This is a genomic window from Acinetobacter sp. YH12097 (genome assembly GCF_013419225.1).
Taxonomy (GTDB): Bacteria; Pseudomonadota; Gammaproteobacteria; order Pseudomonadales; family Moraxellaceae; genus Acinetobacter; species Acinetobacter amyesii.
This window is the reverse complement of the sequence record NZ_VPAN01000002.1, coordinates 13,797-33,262: the sequence shown is the minus strand read 5'-3', so window position 1 is coordinate 33,262 and position 19,466 is coordinate 13,797. Positions and strand designations below refer to the sequence as shown.

The following is a 19,466-nucleotide window of genomic DNA, read 5'->3' as shown; positions in this document are numbered from 1 at the left end:
GCTATGAAAATTTTATCTATACGCATTAAAAACTTGGCATCTTTAGCGGGTGAGCATTTTATTGATTTTGAATCTGAGCCATTGGCTAGTGCAGGCTTAGTGGCAATTATTGGTAAAACAGGTGCAGGTAAATCGACCATTTTAGATGCCATGTGTTTGGCGCTGTTTAACCGTGTGCCACGACTAAAAGACAGTGATGGCAAACTCATCGATGTAGATGGTTCAGAGTTGCCAACCAACTCACCGCAAACCGTATTACGCCGTGGCACAGGTCAAGGCTTTGCCGAGCTCAGCTTTGTTGCTCAAGACCAAAAAATCTATGCTGCACGCTGGGAAATTAAACGTGCCCGTGAAAACCCAAATGGCAAATTGCAAAGCGTACAGCGTTCACTGAAATGCTTAACGGATGGTAGTGTCGTTGCGGATAAAACCAAAGCGGTTGAGAGCCAAATTTCACGGATTACCCAGCTCAGTTTTGAGCAATTTACCCGTGCCGTTTTATTGGCTCAGTCAGAAGTGACCGCTTTTTTAAAAGCGCGTGATAATGAACGTGGCGAGCTATTGGAATATCTGACCAATTCCAGTATTTTCGGAAAAATTGGTCAATTGGCCTTTGAAAAAACTAAACAAATTGCCAATCAGCGTAAAGAGCTGGAAAATGTTTTAGGACATATTGAAATATTGTCTGATGAAGATCTAATAACAACCACGAATCAATTCAATACGGTTTCTACAGAATATAAAAAGCTGGAAATAGAAAAATCAGCGTTCGAAAAAAATCAACAGTGGTATGAACAAAAGCAAAAATACGAAACTGATGTGCAAGCACGTCAGCAACAACTACAAAATCAGCAACAACAACTTGATGCACTTGCGCCTGAAAAGCTACAACTGCAACAACTTGAACGCTTTTCATCTATACGCCCAAGTGTAATTCAACAAAAAAATATCAAGCTTGAAATTGCACAATTACAGCCGCAATTGACACATGCACAACAGCATTTTTCAGAGATTGAACAACAATTCAATGCTGAAAAAACCATCTTTGAAAAAATAGATACAGAACAAAAACAACAGCATCAATTTGAGATTCAACATCAAGACAAAATTAAACTGGTGCGTGACCGGATTGCTGAACGTCTTGTATTGGTAGATCAATTACGCAAAGCGCAAGGTGATTTTAAAGAGATTGAAAACCAACTTGTTCCGCATATCAACAATGAAAAACAGATGAAGGAACAGCTTGAGCAACTGCAAACCAATATTGCTCAACACACGGCACAGCTAGAAAGTTCAAATCACTTTGCCTCACTCGATGATGCACTTTCAGCGCATATCACACAGACTCAACGATTTATTCAAAGTTATGCACAATTTGAAAAAAATTATGGCAATGTGCAACAAGCCAATACACAATTACAGACACAACAAAAACAACTTGAAAAATTAACGCAAACAGTTGGGCAAGAAGATGCGCTCAATCAGAAAATTTCATCACTACGTTACGAACGTGACCAGCTTTTACAAAAATTAAATCAGCTCAATGTTGTTCAGCAACAATGGCAAAGCTTCCAAAATATTGATGCTGAAAACAACAATCTCATGACGGTGAAACGTACACTAGCTCAGCAAATTAAACAAAGTCATACGCAGCTAAAAACGGCCGAACTTACCTATCAAACGCAGAAAAATGAGCGTGAAAAACTGCAACACATGTTGCAACAACAGCGCTTACTGAATACGGAAAATATTGAAAAATTGCGTGCAGATTTGGTCGATGGCGAAGCGTGTTTAGTCTGTGGAAGTACCCATCATCCTTATTCAGAAAAAGAAGCTTTTTCTGATGAATTACTGAAACTACAAACGCAACAAGAACAACAAGCACTTGCATTGGAAAAAGTGGCTTTCGAAGCTTGGCAAAAATTACAAACCACCTCCACTCAGCAAACCGCGTTAATGGATGCCAATGCGCAACAGCTAGCGACCTTAAAAATACAACTTGATCAGGCAAAAAATGCGCTTCAACAACAATTAAATATTCTAAATATTTCTTTTGATTTTTCACATCAGCATGAAGCCTTGGCGCAACTGATTCAGACAAGAATCAATGAATCACAACAAGCGCAAAAACAAACTGAAGATGCCTTAATTTCACATGAAAATGCTCAAAAACAAAGTCATGCACTCATAACTTCAATTCAACAAACCACACAGCACTTATCCAGTGTGCAACAAGCTGAAATCAATATTCAGCATATTCTCATTGTGTTGAATGACGTAGAAAAAAAATTATGGGAACAGTCGACTTTAAGCGCGGCTGAACAGATTTATCACACACTACAACAACGTCAAAATTACTTAAAGCAACGCCACGAGTTAAATACTCAATATAATCAAACTTCACAACAGCTTGAGCACTATCAGCAACAAATTAAATTTAGTCAGGAAAAAATTCAAACGGCTCAAAATCTAATTGAAAATTTAACAATTGAGGGCAAAAAAAATAGTGATATTGCGATTCAAACTATTTTTGAGATGACCCAAACACAAGTTGAAAAACCACATGATTGGTTAAATGATTTTGACCAAAACAGACAACTGTTACAGACGAGATTCAATCAGGCTCGTCAAACATTCGATCAAGTACGTCAAGCCTTTGAAACCAGTCAAAGTCGCTTAAAAGAATACCTCACCCAGCAAACACAATTAGTCACTCAAATGAGGCATGTTGAAAATACGCTTCAACAATGGATGAGCCAAAATTCAGAATTTAGTGAAACGCTGTTAGCGCAACTTAGTGCAATTTCATATGAACAAGAACAGCAGCTTAAACAGCGTGTTTTAAATGCAGAACGTGCCTATTCAGATGCTCAAGCAGGCATTCAGGCTATTCAAGAAACGTTGAAACAGCATTTAAAAACACAGCCTGAAATACAAATTTTACAAATCGAGCGTGTCATTGCACTAAATCTTAAAGCCCTTGCAGAACAGCAAGAACTTAGAGATCAACTTAAAAGTAAGTTAGATGTTCATTTTTCTAACCTCAGCAAACAAAAACAATTTGCCGATCAGATTCAACAGATCCAATCTGAAGAACATCGTTGGAATAAAATTTCGAGCTTAATGGGCGATGCAACGGGCAAGAAGTTCCGTGATTTGGCGCAGCAATATAACCTTGATATTTTAATCGAGTATGCTAACCAGCAATTGGCGATACTTTCACAGCGCTATACCTTAAAGCGCCTTGAAAATTCCTTAAGTCTAGCCATTATCGATCATGACATGGATGGCGAAACTCGCTCTGTCTCTTCGCTTTCAGGTGGTGAGTCGTTCTTAACAGCACTCGCTTTATCCTTAGCCATTGCAAGCATGGCATCAGGAACAACGAAAATCGAAAGCCTATTTATTGACGAAGGATTTGGCACGCTAGATGCCTCAAGTCTACACATGGTCATGAATGCTCTAGATCAGTTGCAAAACCAAGGCCGTAAAGTAGTATTGATCTCGCATATTCAAGAAATGCACGAACGAATTCCTGTGCAAATTCAGGTCAATCCTGTCGGAGCAAGTGCAAGTACCATCCAAATCGTGTCTTAAAAAAGCCTGCTTAAAGCAGGCTGTATAATTTTTGCTTCTCTAGCTCGCTACGTCCCAAGTGGACGTAGCGTTAAAATCTGTTCACTGCGTCCAAATGGACCTTGTAGATCATGCAGAATCGTACTACTTAAACCGATTCCATCTGTTCCATATTGTTGAACCGTTTCTAGTCCAAGCCATTTCCCTGCCGGGATACGGTACAAATGAATCTGCAAATCTAAGTTTGGAAAGCCCCATTTTACGGGAAATTCCTGCCGCGGTACGATGCCATTCGCGGTGTCAACTAACCCCATTAACCTGACAAAATCTACGGTTGTTTGACCTTCAATCATGTCATATGTTGTAGTCAACCAAACAATACCTTTACCAGCTCGTCGCTCATGACTTCGAGCTTCAATCGACTGAATAAACCCGCCCGGCCATTGGTGTATCCCTTCCCAAATGGGCGCATTTTCTGGCCCCCAAACCTGATGATCTTCAACTCCAGAAATATCTATTGAGTTTTGCGTCATCATTCGCCATGTCCTTGCGACAATACAGCTTTTGCCCTGCGCCCGCATTTCAGATTCAATCAGTTCAATGGTTTTTCCCGGACGAATCACTTGCGTGATTATTTCAAACTCGCCAGCAGGAATTAAGCCCAAAATATCGAGGCTAATGCGCCCGATACGCATATCATGACGTGGTGAAAAACGGTCTAATTCAGCACAAATAATGCCTGTAGCTGGTGCCATGTGTTGCTCATGTGCATTCCATGCACCTTGTGCTAAATTGGTCGAATGGTAATGTGCCGTGACACAGCCTTGCGCATCTACATCGCGTTGAATCAACTGATAATATGCCGTCATGAACTTCCCTATTTGTCCAAGTGTGAATTACTTCAATATCAAAAACATCCTGATTATTTTGTACTCAACTTTAATGGAAAGTTCAAATTAAAAGGCTCACTTTGAACCCATAGGTTTCATCTATTGTGAAAATTTATCTGCTGTGCTTACACTTTATAAGCCTAGTTTTTGAAAGCAGGCTGAATCTTCTGTCCTATTTTGAATAATCACGTGCGCCAAACAATGCTGTCCCCACGCGAACCATGGTGGATCCGGCAGCAATCGCATCTGTCATATCACCTGACATCCCCATGCTTAAGGTATCCCAATCCTCAGGTTTCGTATGCTGTGCTTTGACATGCTCAAAGAGCACTTTAGCATCAACAAAAGCTTGTGGATTGTTTGGAGCAGGAATTACCATTAGTCCACGTAAGCGTAAATTCGGTAGCGTAGAAATCTGTGCGACCAAATCTGCTACTTCATTCGGCTGACAGCCATCCTTCGTATCTTGCGCGTCAATATTGACTTGTAGGCAAATATTCAAAGGCGCTTGAGTCGCTTCTCGCTGGCTTGATAAACGCTCCGCAATAATCAAACGGTCTACCCCATGCACCCACGCAAACTTTTCAGCCAAATGTTTGGTTTTATTACGCTGTACATGACCTATAAAATGCCATTCAATCTCTAAATCTGCCAAAGCCTCAATTTTTTCAAGCGCTTCTTGCAGATAGTTTTCACCAAATGATCGTTGCCCCGTTGCATACATTTCTCTTAGCATTTCAGCAGGATGCGTCTTTGATACAGCCAATAATTCAACCGACTGCTGTGGGCGACCCGCAAGTTGGCAAGCCTGCTCAATTTGCTGCAAAACTTGATTTCGTGCTTCTTGAAGTTTATTCATTGACGGGGTTCTCATTTCATTCATCTTTTTTTGCATTGCCCTGCAACTAAGTGTTGGTTAAGCTGTGGGAAAGCCTTATTATTCTATCAAAATAATTAAGATTTAATTTTTATCTCGGGGATTTTATGGACATTACAGAACTATTGGCCTTTGCTGCCAAAAATAACGCTTCGGATTTACATTTATCTTCTGGTATGCCACCGATGATTCGTGTGGATGGTGAAGTTCGTCGTATCAACCTACCTGCTCTTGAACACAAAGAAGTGCACAAATTGGTTTACGACATCATGAACGATAAACAGCGTCGTGATTACGAAGAAAAATTAGAAACTGACTTTTCATTTGAAGTACCTGGTGTGGCTCGTTTCCGTGTGAACGCATTTAACCAAAACCGTGGTGCTGGTGCCGTATTCCGTACCATTCCTTCAAAAGTACTAACCATTGAAGATCTTGGCATGGGCCAAATCTTCAAAGATATTTGTGAATATCCACGTGGCATCGTATTGGTGACCGGTCCAACAGGTTCGGGTAAATCAACCACGCTTGCTGCGATGGTTGATTACATTAACGACAACCGTTATGACCATATTTTAACGGTCGAAGACCCGATCGAATTTGTACACGAATCAAAAAAATGCTTGGTCAACCAACGTGAAGTACACCGTGATACGCACGGCTTTAACGAAGCACTTCGTTCCGCACTGCGTGAAGACCCGGATATTATCTTAGTCGGTGAGATGCGTGACCTTGAAACCATTCGTTTGGCACTGACTGCTGCTGAAACCGGTCACTTGGTCTTCGGTACACTACATACAACCTCTGCCGCAAAAACCATTGACCGTGTGATTGACGTATTCCCTGCTGAAGAAAAAGATATGGTTCGTGCCATGTTATCCGAATCACTTCAAGCCGTAATTTCACAAACCCTACTCAAGAAAAATGGTGGCGGTCGTGTGGCTGCGCATGAAATCATGATCGGTATTCCTGCGATCCGTAACTTGATTCGTGAAAACAAAGTCGCGCAAATGTATTCTGCGATTCAAACGGGTGCCAACTACGGTATGACCACACTCGATCAAAGCTTAAAAAACCTTGTCGCAAAAGGCATTATTAGTACGCAAACTGCACGGACTGCAGCAAAACAACCCGAATCTTTCTTGTAATTTTTTTATTTTTCTGGGGCGATCGTTATGGATTTTAACGGCTTACTTGATTATATGGTGGAGAAAAAAGCATCGGATTTGTTTATTACAGCCGATGTTGAACCCTCGATTAAGATCAATGGGCAAATTTTGCCAATTGGCTCGACTAAGTTACCGGGCCCGACTGTCGGTCAAATCTTACATTCAATTATGTCTGACAAACAGCGTAAGGAATTTGCCGATACGCGCGAATGTAACTTTGCCATTAGTAATACCAGTAAATCTGCTCGTTTTCGTGTCAGCGCCTTTCAACAACGTGACCAGCCAGGTATGGTTCTGCGTCGTATCGAAACCGTTATTCCAACGATGGATGAGTTGAAATTACCGCCGATTTTAAAAGAATTAGCGATGACCAAGCGTGGCATTATCATTTTCGTAGGTGCAACGGGTACAGGTAAATCAACCTCTTTGGCATCTTTGATTGGCTATCGTAATGAAAATAGCAAAGGTCATATCATTACCATTGAAGACCCGATTGAATTTGTACACCAACACCGAGGCTGTATCATTACCCAACGTGAAGTGGGTATTGATACCGACTCTTTCGAAGTTGCCTTAAAGAATACGCTACGTCAAGCACCTGACGTGATTCTGATTGGTGAGATTCGTTCACGTGAAACCATGGACTATGCGATTGCCTTTGCTGAAACCGGTCACTTGGTTTTTGCAACACTGCATGCCAACAACGCCAACCAGGCCATCGATCGTATCATTCACTTCTTTGAAGCGGATCGTCATAGTCAGCTGTTCATGGACTTGTCTTTGAATTTAAAAGCAATGGTTGCGCAGCAATTGATTCCAACCATTGATGGTAATTCACGTCGTGCTGCCATTGAGATTTTGATCAACTCACCTTTAATTTCAGATTTAATCCGTAAGGGTGAAGTGCACGAAATTAAAGACCTGATGAAGCGTTCTCGTGAACTGGGTATGCAAACCTTTGACCAAGCTTTATATGACCTTTATAAAGCCAAGCAAATTAGCTACAAAGATGCGCTAAAACATGCCGATTCACCGAACGACCTGCGTCTACAAATTAAATTGTCTGAAGAAGGTGGTGAGCATTTACTGCGTGCAAATTCAAATATTACCTTTGATGGTCAACATTAAATTTGCATAATGCTTTCGGACATAAAAAAACAGACTTCATATAAAGTCTGTTTTTTTATTCATTCTCATCCGTATAGGATTATTTTTTACGATATGCTTCTTGGCATTCAGGCGCATCACAATAGCCATAAAGATTTAATGAGTGACCTGTAAGTTGGAAACCAAATTTTTCTGCCACTTGATGTTGCTCATGCTCAATCACATCATTAGTAAATTCCACCACTTTATTGCAGTTTTGACACACAATATGGTCATGGTGATCTTCTTGCATAATCTCAAAAACAGAATGATTGTTTTCAAAATGATGGCGTTGAATAATACCTGCAGCTTCAAACTGTGTTAACACGCGATACACAGTTGCTAAACCCACATCTTCACCCTGTTCAAGTAAAGTCTTATAAATATCTTCTGCGCTTAAGTGATGTTGTCTTGAATTTTCAAGCAATTCCAATATTTTAATTCGTGGAAGTGTAACTTTAAGTCCAGCTTTACGTAAATCTTGATTTGAAATAGGCATGAAAAAAGGTCTCTCAACAAAATTAAAGTTGGAATATGCAACAAAGTTTAGATGCAGTATGATCTATCCTTGGATCAAATGCATCATAATTAATTTGGGATAGTTTAGCAAAATGCAAAAAATCATGCTGACGTTATTCGTCACTTCATTGCTCGTAGGCTGTTCAACCTTGGGCGTTTATAAAGTTGATATTCCACAAGGTACACCTTTAACTCAAGCACAAGCGGCTAAAATTCAAGTGGGAATGAGCCACCAACAAGTTCGCTTTTTGCTAGGTAGTCCAACTGTTGCCGATCCAATGAATCCGTTGCGTTGGGACTACATTTATAAGTATACCCCAGGAACATATGCTAAAAAAGCCAAGATTCCTGCTGCACATGGTCAGCACTTAAAAATCTTCTTTGACCAAAATGGTATCGTTCAAAAAATTGAAGGCTTAGAAACCATTCCTGAGTCTCAACCTGGCTTACCGGGTTCTAAAGAAGCGATTTTAACTGCGCCACCACTATAGTCGCTTTAATATAAAAATAAACCCCTAAATTTAGGGGTTTTTTTTATAAGTACAATTGCTTGAAACGATTGCCTCGACAATAACGCCCAACGGGGTTTTTCTTGGCACGATTACGACGAATATCTTTCGGATTAATGGTTAATGCACGATAGATTTCAACGCGATCACCTGCTTCAAGTAACTGAGAAGCATCGCTTAAACGCGCCCCGAAGATTCCAAGGGTTAACTCTTCGGGTAATTCAACTTGCTGTCGAATGCCGCTTTGTACAATGGCATCTTCAGCAGTCATACCGGGGTTAAAGCTCAGCGGAATTAATATCTGCTGTTCAACGCCTGCATAAGCCACCCACACTTGTAACTGAGCGGTCATTAGAATAACTGCCCAATTACAGCTACTAATGCCAATACTATCGACAAGGGCAAGACGATACGTACGGCAATACGCCAAATATTATAGAAAGCTTCATGGCTGAAGTTCATTGACTTACGTAGATGACTAATCTTCATGATCCAACCTGCGAAAATCGCATAAATCAGACAAATGATTAAGCCCCAAACCAACAAGGCAATATTAAAGACTGGTACAACCGTGCTCAGTGCCCATGCAAATACGGCAACCAATAAAATCGCCGATTGCAACACTACAGCCAATTGGCGTTGTTGTAATTGTTCACGTGCCATTTGAATCAGTAATGCAGAAGCTGCAACTAAACCCACAACCAATGCTAAAGCAGGTACTTGTGCTTTTGCTGCGAAAAAAGCAAAGGCAACCACTGCCAAGAGTTGAGCAATCCAAATTGGAAATACCGTTTTGCTTGCAATCTCTTGTTGCTTCACGGCTGGCAAACTTGACTGCCAGTACAAGCCCATCCCCAAACCACTTGCTACGAGCGCCAAGACTGTTGCATTGCCCCACTCACTAAATTCAAGCGTAGTCATTTTCCATTCTGGCAATGCAGTACCCATGACATTCGCCAAGACCACTGCAACAATCACACCTATAGTGGTCAAGATCACTAAAAATTGGCGTGGTACAAATGACAATGCAAATGCAATCACCGCAAGGACAGCCAAAATCATGCTATAAGCAAAACCATTGGCTGTAAAAGTTGCCACATATTGCGACGCGGCTGAAAGCATGGCACCTGCTAGAAATGGAATAAATACTACGGCAAGCCATCCCACCAAACGCCATTTTGGCGAAGCATCTGCATCACGTGTCAGCGAAGACAGCGCTTGGACTGCTGTGGTTTTTGAGCGTTTTGCTAACGCAATCTCCAAATAACATAGTGGTAAAGCTAAAATAAGCATTGTACCTAGCCACAACAGCCAGAAATCTAGCTGACGTTCAATTTGAATACCTGTTACCGGTGCTAAAGTTGCAATAATGATAAAAGATAAACAGAACGCCATCAGTGGCGATAACCATTTCGACATCGCATTGTCCTGCATGACAAATTCCTTTGAAAATTCTAGCGCTATTTTGCCTTGCCGTGCCTTGAAAATCAAAAACAAAAAGCAAACCACCTTAAAGGTGATTTGCTGCGCAAATAATATTATAAGAATTTAATTGTTTTTATTTCATTTTTGGGCTTATGAAAAGAAACGTGCAAACCAATTTTTGCCTTTTTTCTTTTCTTTTTCTTTGATGATACCCATCATATTTTCTTTAACCGCACCGACATAATCAGCATCATCGTGCTGAATATGGTTAATCAGCCATTTTGAAAGCACTTCATGTAATTCATTTTCAATCGCATGCCCCATTTCAAAACGGTCGCGGTAAGATTCAATTTTTTTAATAAATAAATCATGTACGCGTTTATGTGGCACACGATATTTATAACCCGCTTCTTCTTGTAAAGATTCTTCGAAGGTAAAATGTGATTGCGTGTAATCAATAATGTTTTCCAGAATTTGTTTTACACGATCACGATCTGTATTTGCGTCAATGCCATCAATTTCATTGATGTAGTCAAGAATCCGTTTGTGTTGATCGTCAATCACATCGATACCAGTATTGTATTCTGGAACCCATTTCATTTTCATTACGACCACCTATAAATATGAAGGACTTATCACGTAAATTTCATCATATAATTAAAGAACTTAAATAAAAATGAAGTAAAAAGGTTGGTTTTAATTGAAATACTGCTATTTATATTGTAATCAATTGTTTTTATTATGTTAATTTATTTAATCCCGAGTATAAAGCTAAGATATTTTTTAATCAATTCAATATCTTAGAAAACACGCTTAATTCAATAAAGTGTAAGATATTCATTTTTATAATGAATATCTTTCATTCAAAATTAATACTGATCTGCACGTGTGACACGTTTTAAAGATGGGTCCAGCCGCTCACGTTCTAAACGTTCAACAACCGTCTTTGCAGCACGTATTGGACGGCCATGTTGAAATAAAATCATTTCACCCGGCTCAAATGCGGTCCAAACTTCATTTTGCGTTAGGGGTTCAGTGGTAATCACGGCAACACGGTCTTCAGGCGTGGTGACTTCACTAAAATCGACTTCAACATCAATATCAATCAACTGTGCAGGCTGAAATGGAAACTCTCGAACCAGCCAATGCAGCTTGGTAATCGCATAACTAAATAGCGCCTGCCCATTCGACAAACAAAAATTAAAGGTGCCATGTTCTGCAATTTTAGGAGAAATTTCTAATAACAGATCAAACACCTGATCGAGTGTAGGTTCGGTATAACCAAAACGTTTCACCATTTGCTCGAGCAAATAGCAAAAGGCCAATTCACTGTCGGTATTGCCGACGGGGCTGAAGCGCCCTGTGAGCTCAGGCTGAAAGCCATGTAGGTCGCCATTATGTGCAAAAATCCACTGTCTGCCCCACAATTCACGACTAAATGGATGTGAGTTTTCAAGATTAATTTTGCCTTGTGTCGCTTTACGAATGTGTGCAATCACATTGCGAGATTTAATCGGGTAGTTTCGGATCAGCTCAGCAATCGGAGACTCTACAGCAGATTGATTGTCGACAAATAAACGACATGCTTTATCTTCAAAAAAAGCGATACCAAAGCCATCACAATGATCTGAGGTAATTCCTGCTCGCTGCGAAAATCCCCGAAACGAAAAAGTTATATCGGTAGGAGTCGCACAATTCATTCCGAGCAGCTGGCACATATCGATCATTTCAGCAGTAAATCTATGATTTCTCTATTGTGCATGACAGTTTTAGTTGTTGTAAATCTAAAATCGGCGCCATTGTAAGAGTTTTTATAATCCAACAGGGCAAATACATTATTTGATCTTTTCAAAAGTTACTTAGCCAACTGATAAATAATAAAAAAGCCTCAAAAGAGGCTTTTTTATATCAAAAAATGCTAAGTATCTTAAGCTTTTTTCACATTGGTTCGATTGGTGATTAATGTACCCACACCATGATCCGTAAAGATTTCAAGTAATGTTGCATGAGGTACACGACCATCAACAATATGTGCGCTGATTACGCCGCCTTTGACTGCATCTAATGCACAGCCAACTTTCGGAATCATGCCGCCATAGATCACGCCAGTTTCAATCAAACGATCGACTTCTTGGGTGGTTAACCCAGTCAGCAGATTTTTATTTTCGTCTAAAACACCCGTGATATTGGTCAATAAAATTAGCTTTTCCGCACCCAATGCTTCAGCCACTTTACCTGCAACCAAGTCAGCATTGATGTTATAGGTGTTGCCGTCTTCGTCTACACCTAATGGTGCAATCACAGGAATAAAATCGCTTTGGGTAAACATTTCAAGTACGTCAGTTTTCACACCAACCACTTCGCCAACTAGACCTAAATCAATCTGTTTTACTGAACCATCTTCGGCTGTTTTTTCCATCAATAATTTTTGCGCACGGATCAAATTACCATCTTTACCCGTTAAACCAATTGCACGGCCACCGTGTTTATTGATTAAGTTCACAATCGATTTGTTCACGCTGCCGCCCAAGACCATCTCGACAACTTCCATCGTTGCAGGATCAGTCACGCGCATACCGTCGATACGATCAGACTCACGGCCTAATTGTTTGAGGAATGAATCCACTTGTGGACCACCGCCATGAACCACAATCGGATTTAAACCAACCGTTTTCAGCAGCACGATATCACGTGCAAATGAGCTCTCAAGCTCAGGATCGGTCATGGCATTACCACCATACTTCACTACCAGCGTCTTACCCGCAAAACGTTGAATATACGGCAAAGCTTCCGTCAGGATTTGTGCTTTGTCGATGCCAGTATGTTGATGTGGCATTTGCCTCTCCTTATTGAGCATCTGGAATGTCATGAGCAATGTCTGGATAGTGCTCAACTAACATGGAAACAAACAGATCTCGTATTTCTTTTAAGCGTGCTGATGAGTTGGCATCAAAGCGTAAAGTGAAATACTCACCTGTATTCGATGCTCGAATGATGCCAAATCCATCATCAAAATCAAGGCGTATTCCATCAATTTTACTGATTTGTGCCAGAATTCGCGTAGAATTGGCTTCAACCTGCTTTAAAACTTCCGCTGGATCATGCTGATGCGTACTGACATATAAATCTTCGGTACTAAAGCGCTCTGGATATTTCGCCAAAGCTTCTGACAATGTCAGCCCCTGAGTTTGAATATATTCTAAGACCCTTAAGGCAGCATATAGACCGTCGTCATAGCCACCACCACGACCGTCATTAAAAACATAATGCCCTGCGTATTCACCACCAAAAACCGCTTTGCCTTTAGATTGGGAAATATATTTTCGCAAGAAACTACTGCCCGTTCGAATCATGACAGGCTGCGCATCTAAATCGCACACGGTATCCCGAATCATTGTTGAACATTTCACATCAAATACCACCTCTGCATGTGGTTTTTGAGTCAAACAAATTTCAGCAAATAAACACAATAATCGATCTGCAGAAACGACTTTGCCAGTTTCATCAATCAGCACTAAACGATCACCATCACCATCTAAAGCAATGCCAATATCGGCTTTTTGTAGCTGTATGGCTTGGCGGAGATGGGTTAAATGTTTGAGCTGTGATGGATCTGGAGCATGATCAGGGAAATGTCCATCAGCTTGGCAACGTAATGCCAAAACTTCACAGCCTAATTTATTTAATAATAAGGCTGCACAATGCCCAGCTGAACCATGCATGCCATCGATCACAACTTTAAGTGGTTGCTGTAAATGAATGTCATCTAAAATAAATTTCTGATAGGCCAAACAATATTCAGGCTTGATTTCGTGTGGCTCAATTTCAGTCATCAAATGCACACGTTCCGATGAAAAACAATTTCGTGCTTCGACTGCAACGTGTTGAATCATCTCTGGACAAGGTGGCTCACCTTTGATAATCCACTTGATACCATTATCTGATTTTGGATTATGGCTCGCCGTCACCATAATGCCATTGCCTTGAAATTGTCCCGCAATAAAATACAACATCGGGCTTGAGCAGCAGCCAATAATTTCCGCTTCAAGGCCAGCCTCATGGCAGACTTTTTGAATTATTTTTGCATAGGTTGGACTGGTTAAACGCGCATCATAGCCAATGGCAAGTCTCTTTTGCCCTACATCTAAATATTGTTTGACTAAGCCACAAGCAATTGACTGAACTAAATCAGCATTTAAGAGCGATATTTTCCCGCGAATGTCATATGCACGAAAAATATGTTGCGGAAAGTGACTAAACAGTGAACCCATACTATGTTCTTCTAATTACATCTTTATTAATTAAAAAATCTAAGATTCTCATGAGAATTTAAGCTTTTAATTAAAGGATAAAATCCTGTAAAAAAGTGTAACTTTTTTATAACAATTTTAGTTAACAATCAATTAATAATATTTAAAGACTGATCAAAAACTTACAATCGACTCAATAATACCTATTTCCATAAAAAATATTTTCATAAATAAATCATTACATTAAGACACACTAACAATCAAACCATCCGTTCATCTAAATATATTTTACTTTTCAAATATCTTTAAATACCTATTCCTCTCTGTACAAATATAGTAAATTGATCAAATTAAAATCAGTAAACAAAATGCAATTTATTCTTCTCTATTAAAATATAAACCGAGTAAATTCATCAGAATTAAAGTTTTTGAGATAAACCCATAAACGAGTTTGATAAAAGCCTAAATATAGATTTGATTTTTAATAAATTAAAATTTTAAATAACAATCATCTAAATAAAAAACCATCACGAGGATGGTTTTTTATTAACTACTTGATTGTAGGCATTTTACTTATCTACGCACTGAATAAAAACTCTCGCACTGATTAGTTTTTACCTGTATGACCAAAACCGCCTGCACCACGTTCAGTGGCTTCAAACTCATCCACAATATCAAACTGAGCCTGTACAACTGGCACTAAAACATATTGTGCTAAACGCTCACCCGGCTCTAGACTGAATGCCGTTTGGCTACGGTTCCAAACAGACACCATCAATTCACCTTGGTAATCTGAATCAATCAAACCGACCAAGTTACCCAACACGATGCCGTGTTTATGACCTAAGCCTGAACGTGGCAGAATTAAACCTGCATACTGCGTATCTTCGATATAAATAGATAGACCTGTTTTTACCAGAACAGTTTGACCCGGTTCAATCACGGTGGTTTCTTCTACACATGCACGTAGATCAAGGCCTGCCGAACCTGCTGTTGCATAAGTTGGCATTGGCCATTCCGTACCTAAACGTGTGTCGAGAACTTTAACTTGAACTTTCATGGTTCATTCCTGTTTCAATAAAACGAATTTCAAAAAATAAATAATATATTCTACGCATTAAGCTTTAACGCTTAATCAGCGCGCGTAAATTTTCTAAATAATGCTGTGCTTGCTGTTTAGGATCGATATCCCCTGCCAGCTTTTTCTTGCGTCCTAACCACTCCAATTCATCTTGTGGTAGTTCGTCCAAGAAGCGACTTGGTGTCATTTGTCGCATTTGACCACCGGCTTTACGCTGCTCTGCCAAAGTCATAGTTAAACCTTGGCGTGCACGAGTAATTCCCACGTACATCAGACGTCGTTCTTCCTCTACGGTGTCGGCAGCGATAGAGTTCTTATGCGGCAGAATTTCTTCTTCCAGACCAATCAAATAAACAAATGGAAATTCCAGACCTTTCGACGCATGAAGTGTTAACAAATTGACTTTATCGGTGTCTTCTTCTTCTTGTTGCTGTTCTAACATATCGAGCAGCACCATCTTACGAATCACACTTTCAATGTTCTTTTCATCTACATCTTCTGCACGGTTAATCAAACTTTGAATACTGCTATATAGCACTTCAATATTATCCAGCTTGGTTTTTTCCTGCGCAGGTGTCGCTGCAGACTCTTTCACATAGTCGATATAACCTGCTTCAATCATCATGCGACGAATAATGGGAACAGGCTCATCATCTTCTAATAATTCACGGGTAAAGGTCGAAATAAAGTCCGCAAATTCGGCCAATTGGGTTGTGGCTTTTTTCGGAATCGCCATGCTCAAGCGCTGATCCCCTGCTGCACTGAGCAAAGATAAATTACTTTCCTGCGCAAATAGACCAAGCTTTTCCAAAGTCACAGGACCAATCGCACGTTTTGGCGTATTGATAATTCGTAAGAATGCGCTGTCATCTTCAGGGTTAATGATCAGACGCAAGTAGCTCATCAAGTCCTTAATTTCAGCACGAGCGAAGAAAGACTGACCACCCGATAATTTATACGGGATCTGCATTTGGCGGAGCTGTGTCTCAAGAGCGCGCGCTTGGAAATTACCACGATATAAAATGGCGTAGTCTTTCCAGTTTTTACCGTTCATCAGCTTATGCGTGATCAAGTCTTTTACGACGCGTTCTGATTCATCATCGTCATTACGACAAGTAATCACGCGGATCACTTCACCGTGGCCTTTATCTGACCAGAGCTTTTTATCGAAAATATGTGGGTTATTGCCAATAACGGTATTTGCTGCTTTTAAGATCCGACTGGTCGAGCGATAGTTTTGCTCAAGCTTAATGACCTTCAGATTACGGAAATCTTCCTTCAATAAAGCCATGTTCTCAGGCTTAGCACCACGCCATGCATAAATCGATTGGTCATCATCACCTACCGCGGTGAACTGCCCCATGACACCCACAAGCAATTTCACCAAAATATATTGCGCGGTGTTGGTATCTTGATATTCGTCGACCAATAAATAGCGGATTCGATTCTGCCAACGATCACGCACTTCTGCATTTTCTTGTAATAAGCGCGTCGGCATGACAATCAAATCATCAAAATCCACAGCATTGTAGGCACGTAAATTACGCTCATACAGTTGATACAGATGTGCAAACTGAACGTCTTCTGCTGTTTCACAGGTGGTATGCGCTTGCTCAGGTGGAATCAGATCGTTTTTCCAATCTGAAATCATTTTCATGGCTTTGGCAATCAGCTCTTTACTTTCTGCACCGGATAAATTGTCACGATGCATTAAGTCCATCAAAATGCGTTTGCAGTCATCTGCATCTAAAATTGAAAAGTTATTTTTCAGTGGTGTATTTTTTAATTCCAAACGGAGCATATTCAGCCCGAAGTTATGGAAGGTAGAAACCGACAGCCCTTTTGCCTCTTCACGGCTCATCAGCTTTGTCACACGCTCTTTCATTTCTCGCGCGGCCTTATTGGTAAAGGTCATCGCGGTGATACGGTGCGCAGGAATACCACAATGCTTCACCAAATAGGCAATTTTACGGGTAATTACCGATGTTTTGCCTGAACCTGCCCCTGCAAGTACTAACAAGGGTCCTTGAGTGTATTTCATTGCTTCAAGTTGCTTGTCGTTCAACTGACTTGCCAGTGACATAGTCTTTCCTCTTATTAATTCGAGGATGATTATAGTCATCTGAAACGATCTTGCCTAATGCAAAATGTATTTTATCGGTCATTAAAAATGCCATAAAAAAAGCCACCCGAGGGTGGCCTTTCGTTTCGAACTAAAACTTATTTAGTTTCGTAAACTGAGATTTCTACGCGACGGTTTTGTTCACGACCTGCAGCAGTTGAGTTATCCGCTACTGGAGAAGTTGAACCGTAACCACGTGCAGTAATACGAGTTGAAGAAATACCTTGAGATGCTAGGTAGTTTTTCACTGAGTTTGCACGGTTTTGAGAAAGTGGGTTGTTGATCGCATCAGAACCAGTGTTGTCTGTGTGACCATGTACAACGATTGCAAGTTTGTTTGCAGTACCGTCTTCACGCAATACTTTAGCAACGTCATTCAACGCAGATTGGAACTGAGATTGAATAGTTGAAGAGTTAGTTGCGAAAGTTACTGATGGCATTACAAGGTTGATCGAACCATCTGGATTACGACCTACGTCAACACCAGTACCAGCCAATTCTTGTTTAAGACGTTGTTCTTTCTTATCAAGAAGAAGACCAGCACCCGCGCCAACTACAGCACCAATTGCAGCTGCTTGACCCATTTTGTCTTTATCAGCATTAGAATAAGCAATACCAGCGCCTAAAAGAGCACCTAGACCAGTACCGATTGCTGCTTTGTCATATTCCATGTTTTGACAACCAGTAAGTGCCATTGCCCCAACTACTGCCGAAATTACTAGTGCACGCATTGCATGCCTCCTTCTTTGTGTTTTGTTGTATGGTTGAAATGATGAAGTAAAACAAATGGCTGAACCATTGATTTTTTGTTAATAATAAAACGTTTAGTTACAATTTGTAATATGAATACGAGATTTATTTGTTAATTCCATCACAATTTCTTCACAGTTCAGCAGATGCCCTTTTTTATTTAATCAACTCGAACTATATTTACTAGAATCAATCATTATTTGGACAATTTCCGCTAGGACTTTTTATATGTCATCTCAAACAAATAAGCAACCGACACTAAAAAAAATTAGCAAAGGACTTACCGTCGGTTCCGTTATGACAGGCAGTACTTTTTTCCATGGTCCTCCTGTTTTAGCCCTTGGTCTGACCAAACTCTTTAAAAAATCAAAAAAGGTCGATGAAACCAACATTAAAATCACCAACAGTTGGCTCACCGTCAATAACTGGCTGATTGACCATGTTCTGCCTAATACCGAATGGGACATTACCATCGATGAAGGCCTCGACTTAAATTTGCAGGGTCGCTATCTCATGACCTGTAATCATCAAAGTTGGGTCGATACGACAGTCAACCAATATTTTGGTTTAACCCGTATGCCTCTGACGCGTTTCTTTACCAAATGGGAGCTCATTTTCATTCCATTTGTGGGACAAGCTTTTAAAATTTTAGGCTTCCCAATGATGAAACGTCATAGCAAAGAACAAATCGCGAAAAATCCTGAACTTAAATATCGAGATATGGAAGAAGCGCGTAAATCTTGTGAACAGTTATTGAGCCAGCCTTTTACCCTGCTGAACTATTTGGAAGGCACTCGCTTTACCCCTGAAAAACATGTGCAGCAGCAATCACCGTATCAAAACCTTCTTAAGCCGAAAGCGGGTGGTTTAGCACTGGCACTCAATATTTTAGGGGATCAAGTTGATGCTCTCGTGGATATGACCATCGTCTATCCAAATGGTGCACCAGGTTATGGCGAATTTTGGCTCGGTGAAGTTCCACGCATAGCCGTGGATTTACGTAAAATTGAAATTCCAACGTGGGTGCATGGCGGCAACTATGAAGATGACGTAGAGTTCCGTGAAAAATTTCAGCATTGGGTGGATGAGCTGTGGACAGAGAAAGACCAACTCATTACTCGTATGAAAGCTAAATACTCAGTTACTGAATAATTA

Annotated in this window: 17 protein-coding genes; 5 read left to right on the top strand and 12 right to left on the bottom strand. The window is 40.3% G+C overall.

Annotated features, from left to right (window positions below):
* Positions 1-3: 3 nt before the first annotated feature.
* Positions 4-3,597 (top strand): AAA family ATPase, encoded by a 3,594-nt coding sequence (locus tag FTU37_RS01725; RefSeq protein WP_180123671.1) that lies wholly within the window; start codon positions 4-6, stop codon positions 3,595-3,597.
* A 47-nt stretch (positions 3,598-3,644) separates the two neighbouring features.
* Here FTU37_RS01725 and FTU37_RS01720 read toward each other — a convergent pair whose 3' ends face one another.
* Positions 3,645-4,445, bottom strand: coding sequence for a thioesterase family protein (locus tag FTU37_RS01720; protein WP_180123670.1), 801 nt, complete (start codon positions 4,443-4,445; stop codon positions 3,645-3,647).
* 193 nt (positions 4,446-4,638) lie between these two features.
* Positions 4,639-5,325, bottom strand: a complete 687-nt coding sequence (locus FTU37_RS01715) for a YggS family pyridoxal phosphate-dependent enzyme (protein WP_180123669.1) — start codon at positions 5,323-5,325, stop codon at positions 4,639-4,641.
* Between the two features lie 125 nt (positions 5,326-5,450).
* On the opposite strand from FTU37_RS01715, the gene FTU37_RS01710 reads away from it, so the two are divergent.
* A complete protein-coding gene (locus tag FTU37_RS01710) occupies positions 5,451-6,488 on the top strand; it encodes a type IV pilus twitching motility protein PilT (RefSeq protein ID WP_078190026.1) in 1,038 nt (345 codons plus the stop codon).
* A gap of 27 nt (positions 6,489-6,515) precedes the next feature.
* Positions 6,516-7,637, top strand: coding sequence for a PilT/PilU family type 4a pilus ATPase (locus FTU37_RS01705; RefSeq protein ID WP_168379063.1), 1,122 nt, complete (start codon positions 6,516-6,518; stop codon positions 7,635-7,637).
* 79 nt (positions 7,638-7,716) lie between these two features.
* Here the strand turns inward: FTU37_RS01705 and fur are convergent, their stop codons facing one another.
* Positions 7,717-8,154: a ferric iron uptake transcriptional regulator gene (gene fur / locus FTU37_RS01700; protein WP_078193101.1), complete on the bottom strand. Its 438-nt coding sequence runs from the start codon at positions 8,152-8,154 to the stop codon at positions 7,717-7,719.
* A 112-nt stretch (positions 8,155-8,266) separates the two neighbouring features.
* Here fur and FTU37_RS01695 point away from each other — a divergent pair, with 112 nt between their 5' ends.
* On the top strand, positions 8,267-8,665 hold the full coding sequence (locus FTU37_RS01695; protein ID WP_078193102.1) for an outer membrane protein assembly factor BamE: 399 nt from the start codon (positions 8,267-8,269) through the stop codon (positions 8,663-8,665).
* A 43-nt stretch (positions 8,666-8,708) separates the two neighbouring features.
* Here FTU37_RS01695 and FTU37_RS01690 read toward each other — a convergent pair whose 3' ends face one another.
* The 9 genes from FTU37_RS01690 to FTU37_RS01650 form a co-directional block, all read right to left on the bottom strand.
* Positions 8,709-9,035: an RnfH family protein gene (locus FTU37_RS01690; RefSeq protein WP_180123668.1), complete on the bottom strand. Its 327-nt coding sequence runs from the start codon at positions 9,033-9,035 to the stop codon at positions 8,709-8,711.
* Positions 9,035-10,117 carry a hypothetical protein gene (locus FTU37_RS01685; RefSeq protein WP_180123667.1) on the bottom strand — a complete coding sequence of 361 codons (1,083 nt, stop codon included), beginning with the start codon at positions 10,115-10,117 and terminating at the stop codon, positions 9,035-9,037. Before FTU37_RS01685 ends, FTU37_RS01690 begins: the two co-directional genes overlap by 1 nt.
* A 141-nt stretch (positions 10,118-10,258) precedes the next feature.
* Positions 10,259-10,714 carry a bacteriohemerythrin gene (locus FTU37_RS01680; RefSeq protein WP_078190032.1) on the bottom strand — a complete coding sequence of 152 codons (456 nt, stop codon included), beginning with the start codon at positions 10,712-10,714 and terminating at the stop codon, positions 10,259-10,261.
* Between the two features lie 263 nt (positions 10,715-10,977).
* On the bottom strand, positions 10,978-11,826 hold the full coding sequence (locus FTU37_RS01675) for a class II glutamine amidotransferase (RefSeq protein WP_111885279.1): 849 nt from the start codon (positions 11,824-11,826) through the stop codon (positions 10,978-10,980).
* Positions 11,827-12,035: 209 nt separating this feature from the next.
* The gene (argB, locus tag FTU37_RS01670) at positions 12,036-12,944 is read right to left on the bottom strand and encodes an acetylglutamate kinase (protein ID WP_078190033.1); all 909 of its coding nucleotides are present in this window, start codon (positions 12,942-12,944) and stop codon (positions 12,036-12,038) included.
* Between the two features lie 10 nt (positions 12,945-12,954).
* The gene (locus FTU37_RS01665; RefSeq protein WP_180050362.1) at positions 12,955-14,379 is read right to left on the bottom strand and encodes a phosphomannomutase/phosphoglucomutase; all 1,425 of its coding nucleotides are present in this window, start codon (positions 14,377-14,379) and stop codon (positions 12,955-12,957) included.
* A 586-nt stretch (positions 14,380-14,965) separates the two neighbouring features.
* Positions 14,966-15,418 (bottom strand): dUTP diphosphatase, encoded by a 453-nt coding sequence (gene dut, locus FTU37_RS01660; protein ID WP_078193106.1) that lies wholly within the window; start codon positions 15,416-15,418, stop codon positions 14,966-14,968.
* A 64-nt stretch (positions 15,419-15,482) separates the two neighbouring features.
* Positions 15,483-17,522: a UvrD-helicase domain-containing protein gene (locus FTU37_RS01655; RefSeq protein ID WP_078193107.1), complete on the bottom strand. Its 2,040-nt coding sequence runs from the start codon at positions 17,520-17,522 to the stop codon at positions 15,483-15,485.
* Between the two features lie 137 nt (positions 17,523-17,659).
* Positions 17,660-18,292 carry an OmpA family protein gene (locus FTU37_RS01650; protein WP_078190036.1) on the bottom strand — a complete coding sequence of 211 codons (633 nt, stop codon included), beginning with the start codon at positions 18,290-18,292 and terminating at the stop codon, positions 17,660-17,662.
* A 247-nt stretch (positions 18,293-18,539) separates the two neighbouring features.
* On the opposite strand from FTU37_RS01650, the gene FTU37_RS01645 reads away from it, so the two are divergent.
* Complete coding sequence (locus FTU37_RS01645) at positions 18,540-19,463, top strand: acyltransferase (protein WP_180022271.1); 924 nt, start codon at positions 18,540-18,542, stop codon at positions 19,461-19,463.
* Positions 19,464-19,466 lie beyond the last annotated feature (3 nt).

What these genes read in the sequence shown, in the direction of transcription:
- FTU37_RS01725 (WP_180123671.1), top strand. Translation starts at nt 4, where the DNA reads ATGAAAATTTTATCTATACGCATTAAAAACTTGGCATCTTTAGCGGGT.
- FTU37_RS01720 (WP_180123670.1), bottom strand. Translation starts at nt 4,445, where the DNA reads ATGACGGCATATTATCAGTTGATTCAACGCGATGTAGATGCGCAAGGC.
- FTU37_RS01715 (WP_180123669.1), bottom strand. Translation starts at nt 5,325, where the DNA reads ATGAATAAACTTCAAGAAGCACGAAATCAAGTTTTGCAGCAAATTGAG.
- FTU37_RS01710 (WP_078190026.1), top strand. Translation starts at nt 5,451, where the DNA reads ATGGACATTACAGAACTATTGGCCTTTGCTGCCAAAAATAACGCTTCG.
- FTU37_RS01705 (WP_168379063.1), top strand. Translation starts at nt 6,516, where the DNA reads ATGGATTTTAACGGCTTACTTGATTATATGGTGGAGAAAAAAGCATCG.
- fur (WP_078193101.1), bottom strand. Translation starts at nt 8,154, where the DNA reads ATGCCTATTTCAAATCAAGATTTACGTAAAGCTGGACTTAAAGTTACA.
- FTU37_RS01695 (WP_078193102.1), top strand. Translation starts at nt 8,267, where the DNA reads ATGCAAAAAATCATGCTGACGTTATTCGTCACTTCATTGCTCGTAGGC.
- FTU37_RS01690 (WP_180123668.1), bottom strand. Translation starts at nt 9,035, where the DNA reads ATGACCGCTCAGTTACAAGTGTGGGTGGCTTATGCAGGCGTTGAACAG.
- FTU37_RS01685 (WP_180123667.1), bottom strand. Translation starts at nt 10,117, where the DNA reads ATGCAGGACAATGCGATGTCGAAATGGTTATCGCCACTGATGGCGTTC.
- FTU37_RS01680 (WP_078190032.1), bottom strand. Translation starts at nt 10,714, where the DNA reads ATGAAAATGAAATGGGTTCCAGAATACAATACTGGTATCGATGTGATT.
- FTU37_RS01675 (WP_111885279.1), bottom strand. Translation starts at nt 11,826, where the DNA reads ATGTGCCAGCTGCTCGGAATGAATTGTGCGACTCCTACCGATATAACT.
- argB (WP_078190033.1), bottom strand. Translation starts at nt 12,944, where the DNA reads ATGCCACATCAACATACTGGCATCGACAAAGCACAAATCCTGACGGAA.
- FTU37_RS01665 (WP_180050362.1), bottom strand. Translation starts at nt 14,379, where the DNA reads ATGGGTTCACTGTTTAGTCACTTTCCGCAACATATTTTTCGTGCATAT.
- dut (WP_078193106.1), bottom strand. Translation starts at nt 15,418, where the DNA reads ATGAAAGTTCAAGTTAAAGTTCTCGACACACGTTTAGGTACGGAATGG.
- FTU37_RS01655 (WP_078193107.1), bottom strand. Translation starts at nt 17,522, where the DNA reads ATGTCACTGGCAAGTCAGTTGAACGACAAGCAACTTGAAGCAATGAAA.
- FTU37_RS01650 (WP_078190036.1), bottom strand. Translation starts at nt 18,292, where the DNA reads ATGCGTGCACTAGTAATTTCGGCAGTAGTTGGGGCAATGGCACTTACT.
- FTU37_RS01645 (WP_180022271.1), top strand. Translation starts at nt 18,540, where the DNA reads ATGTCATCTCAAACAAATAAGCAACCGACACTAAAAAAAATTAGCAAA.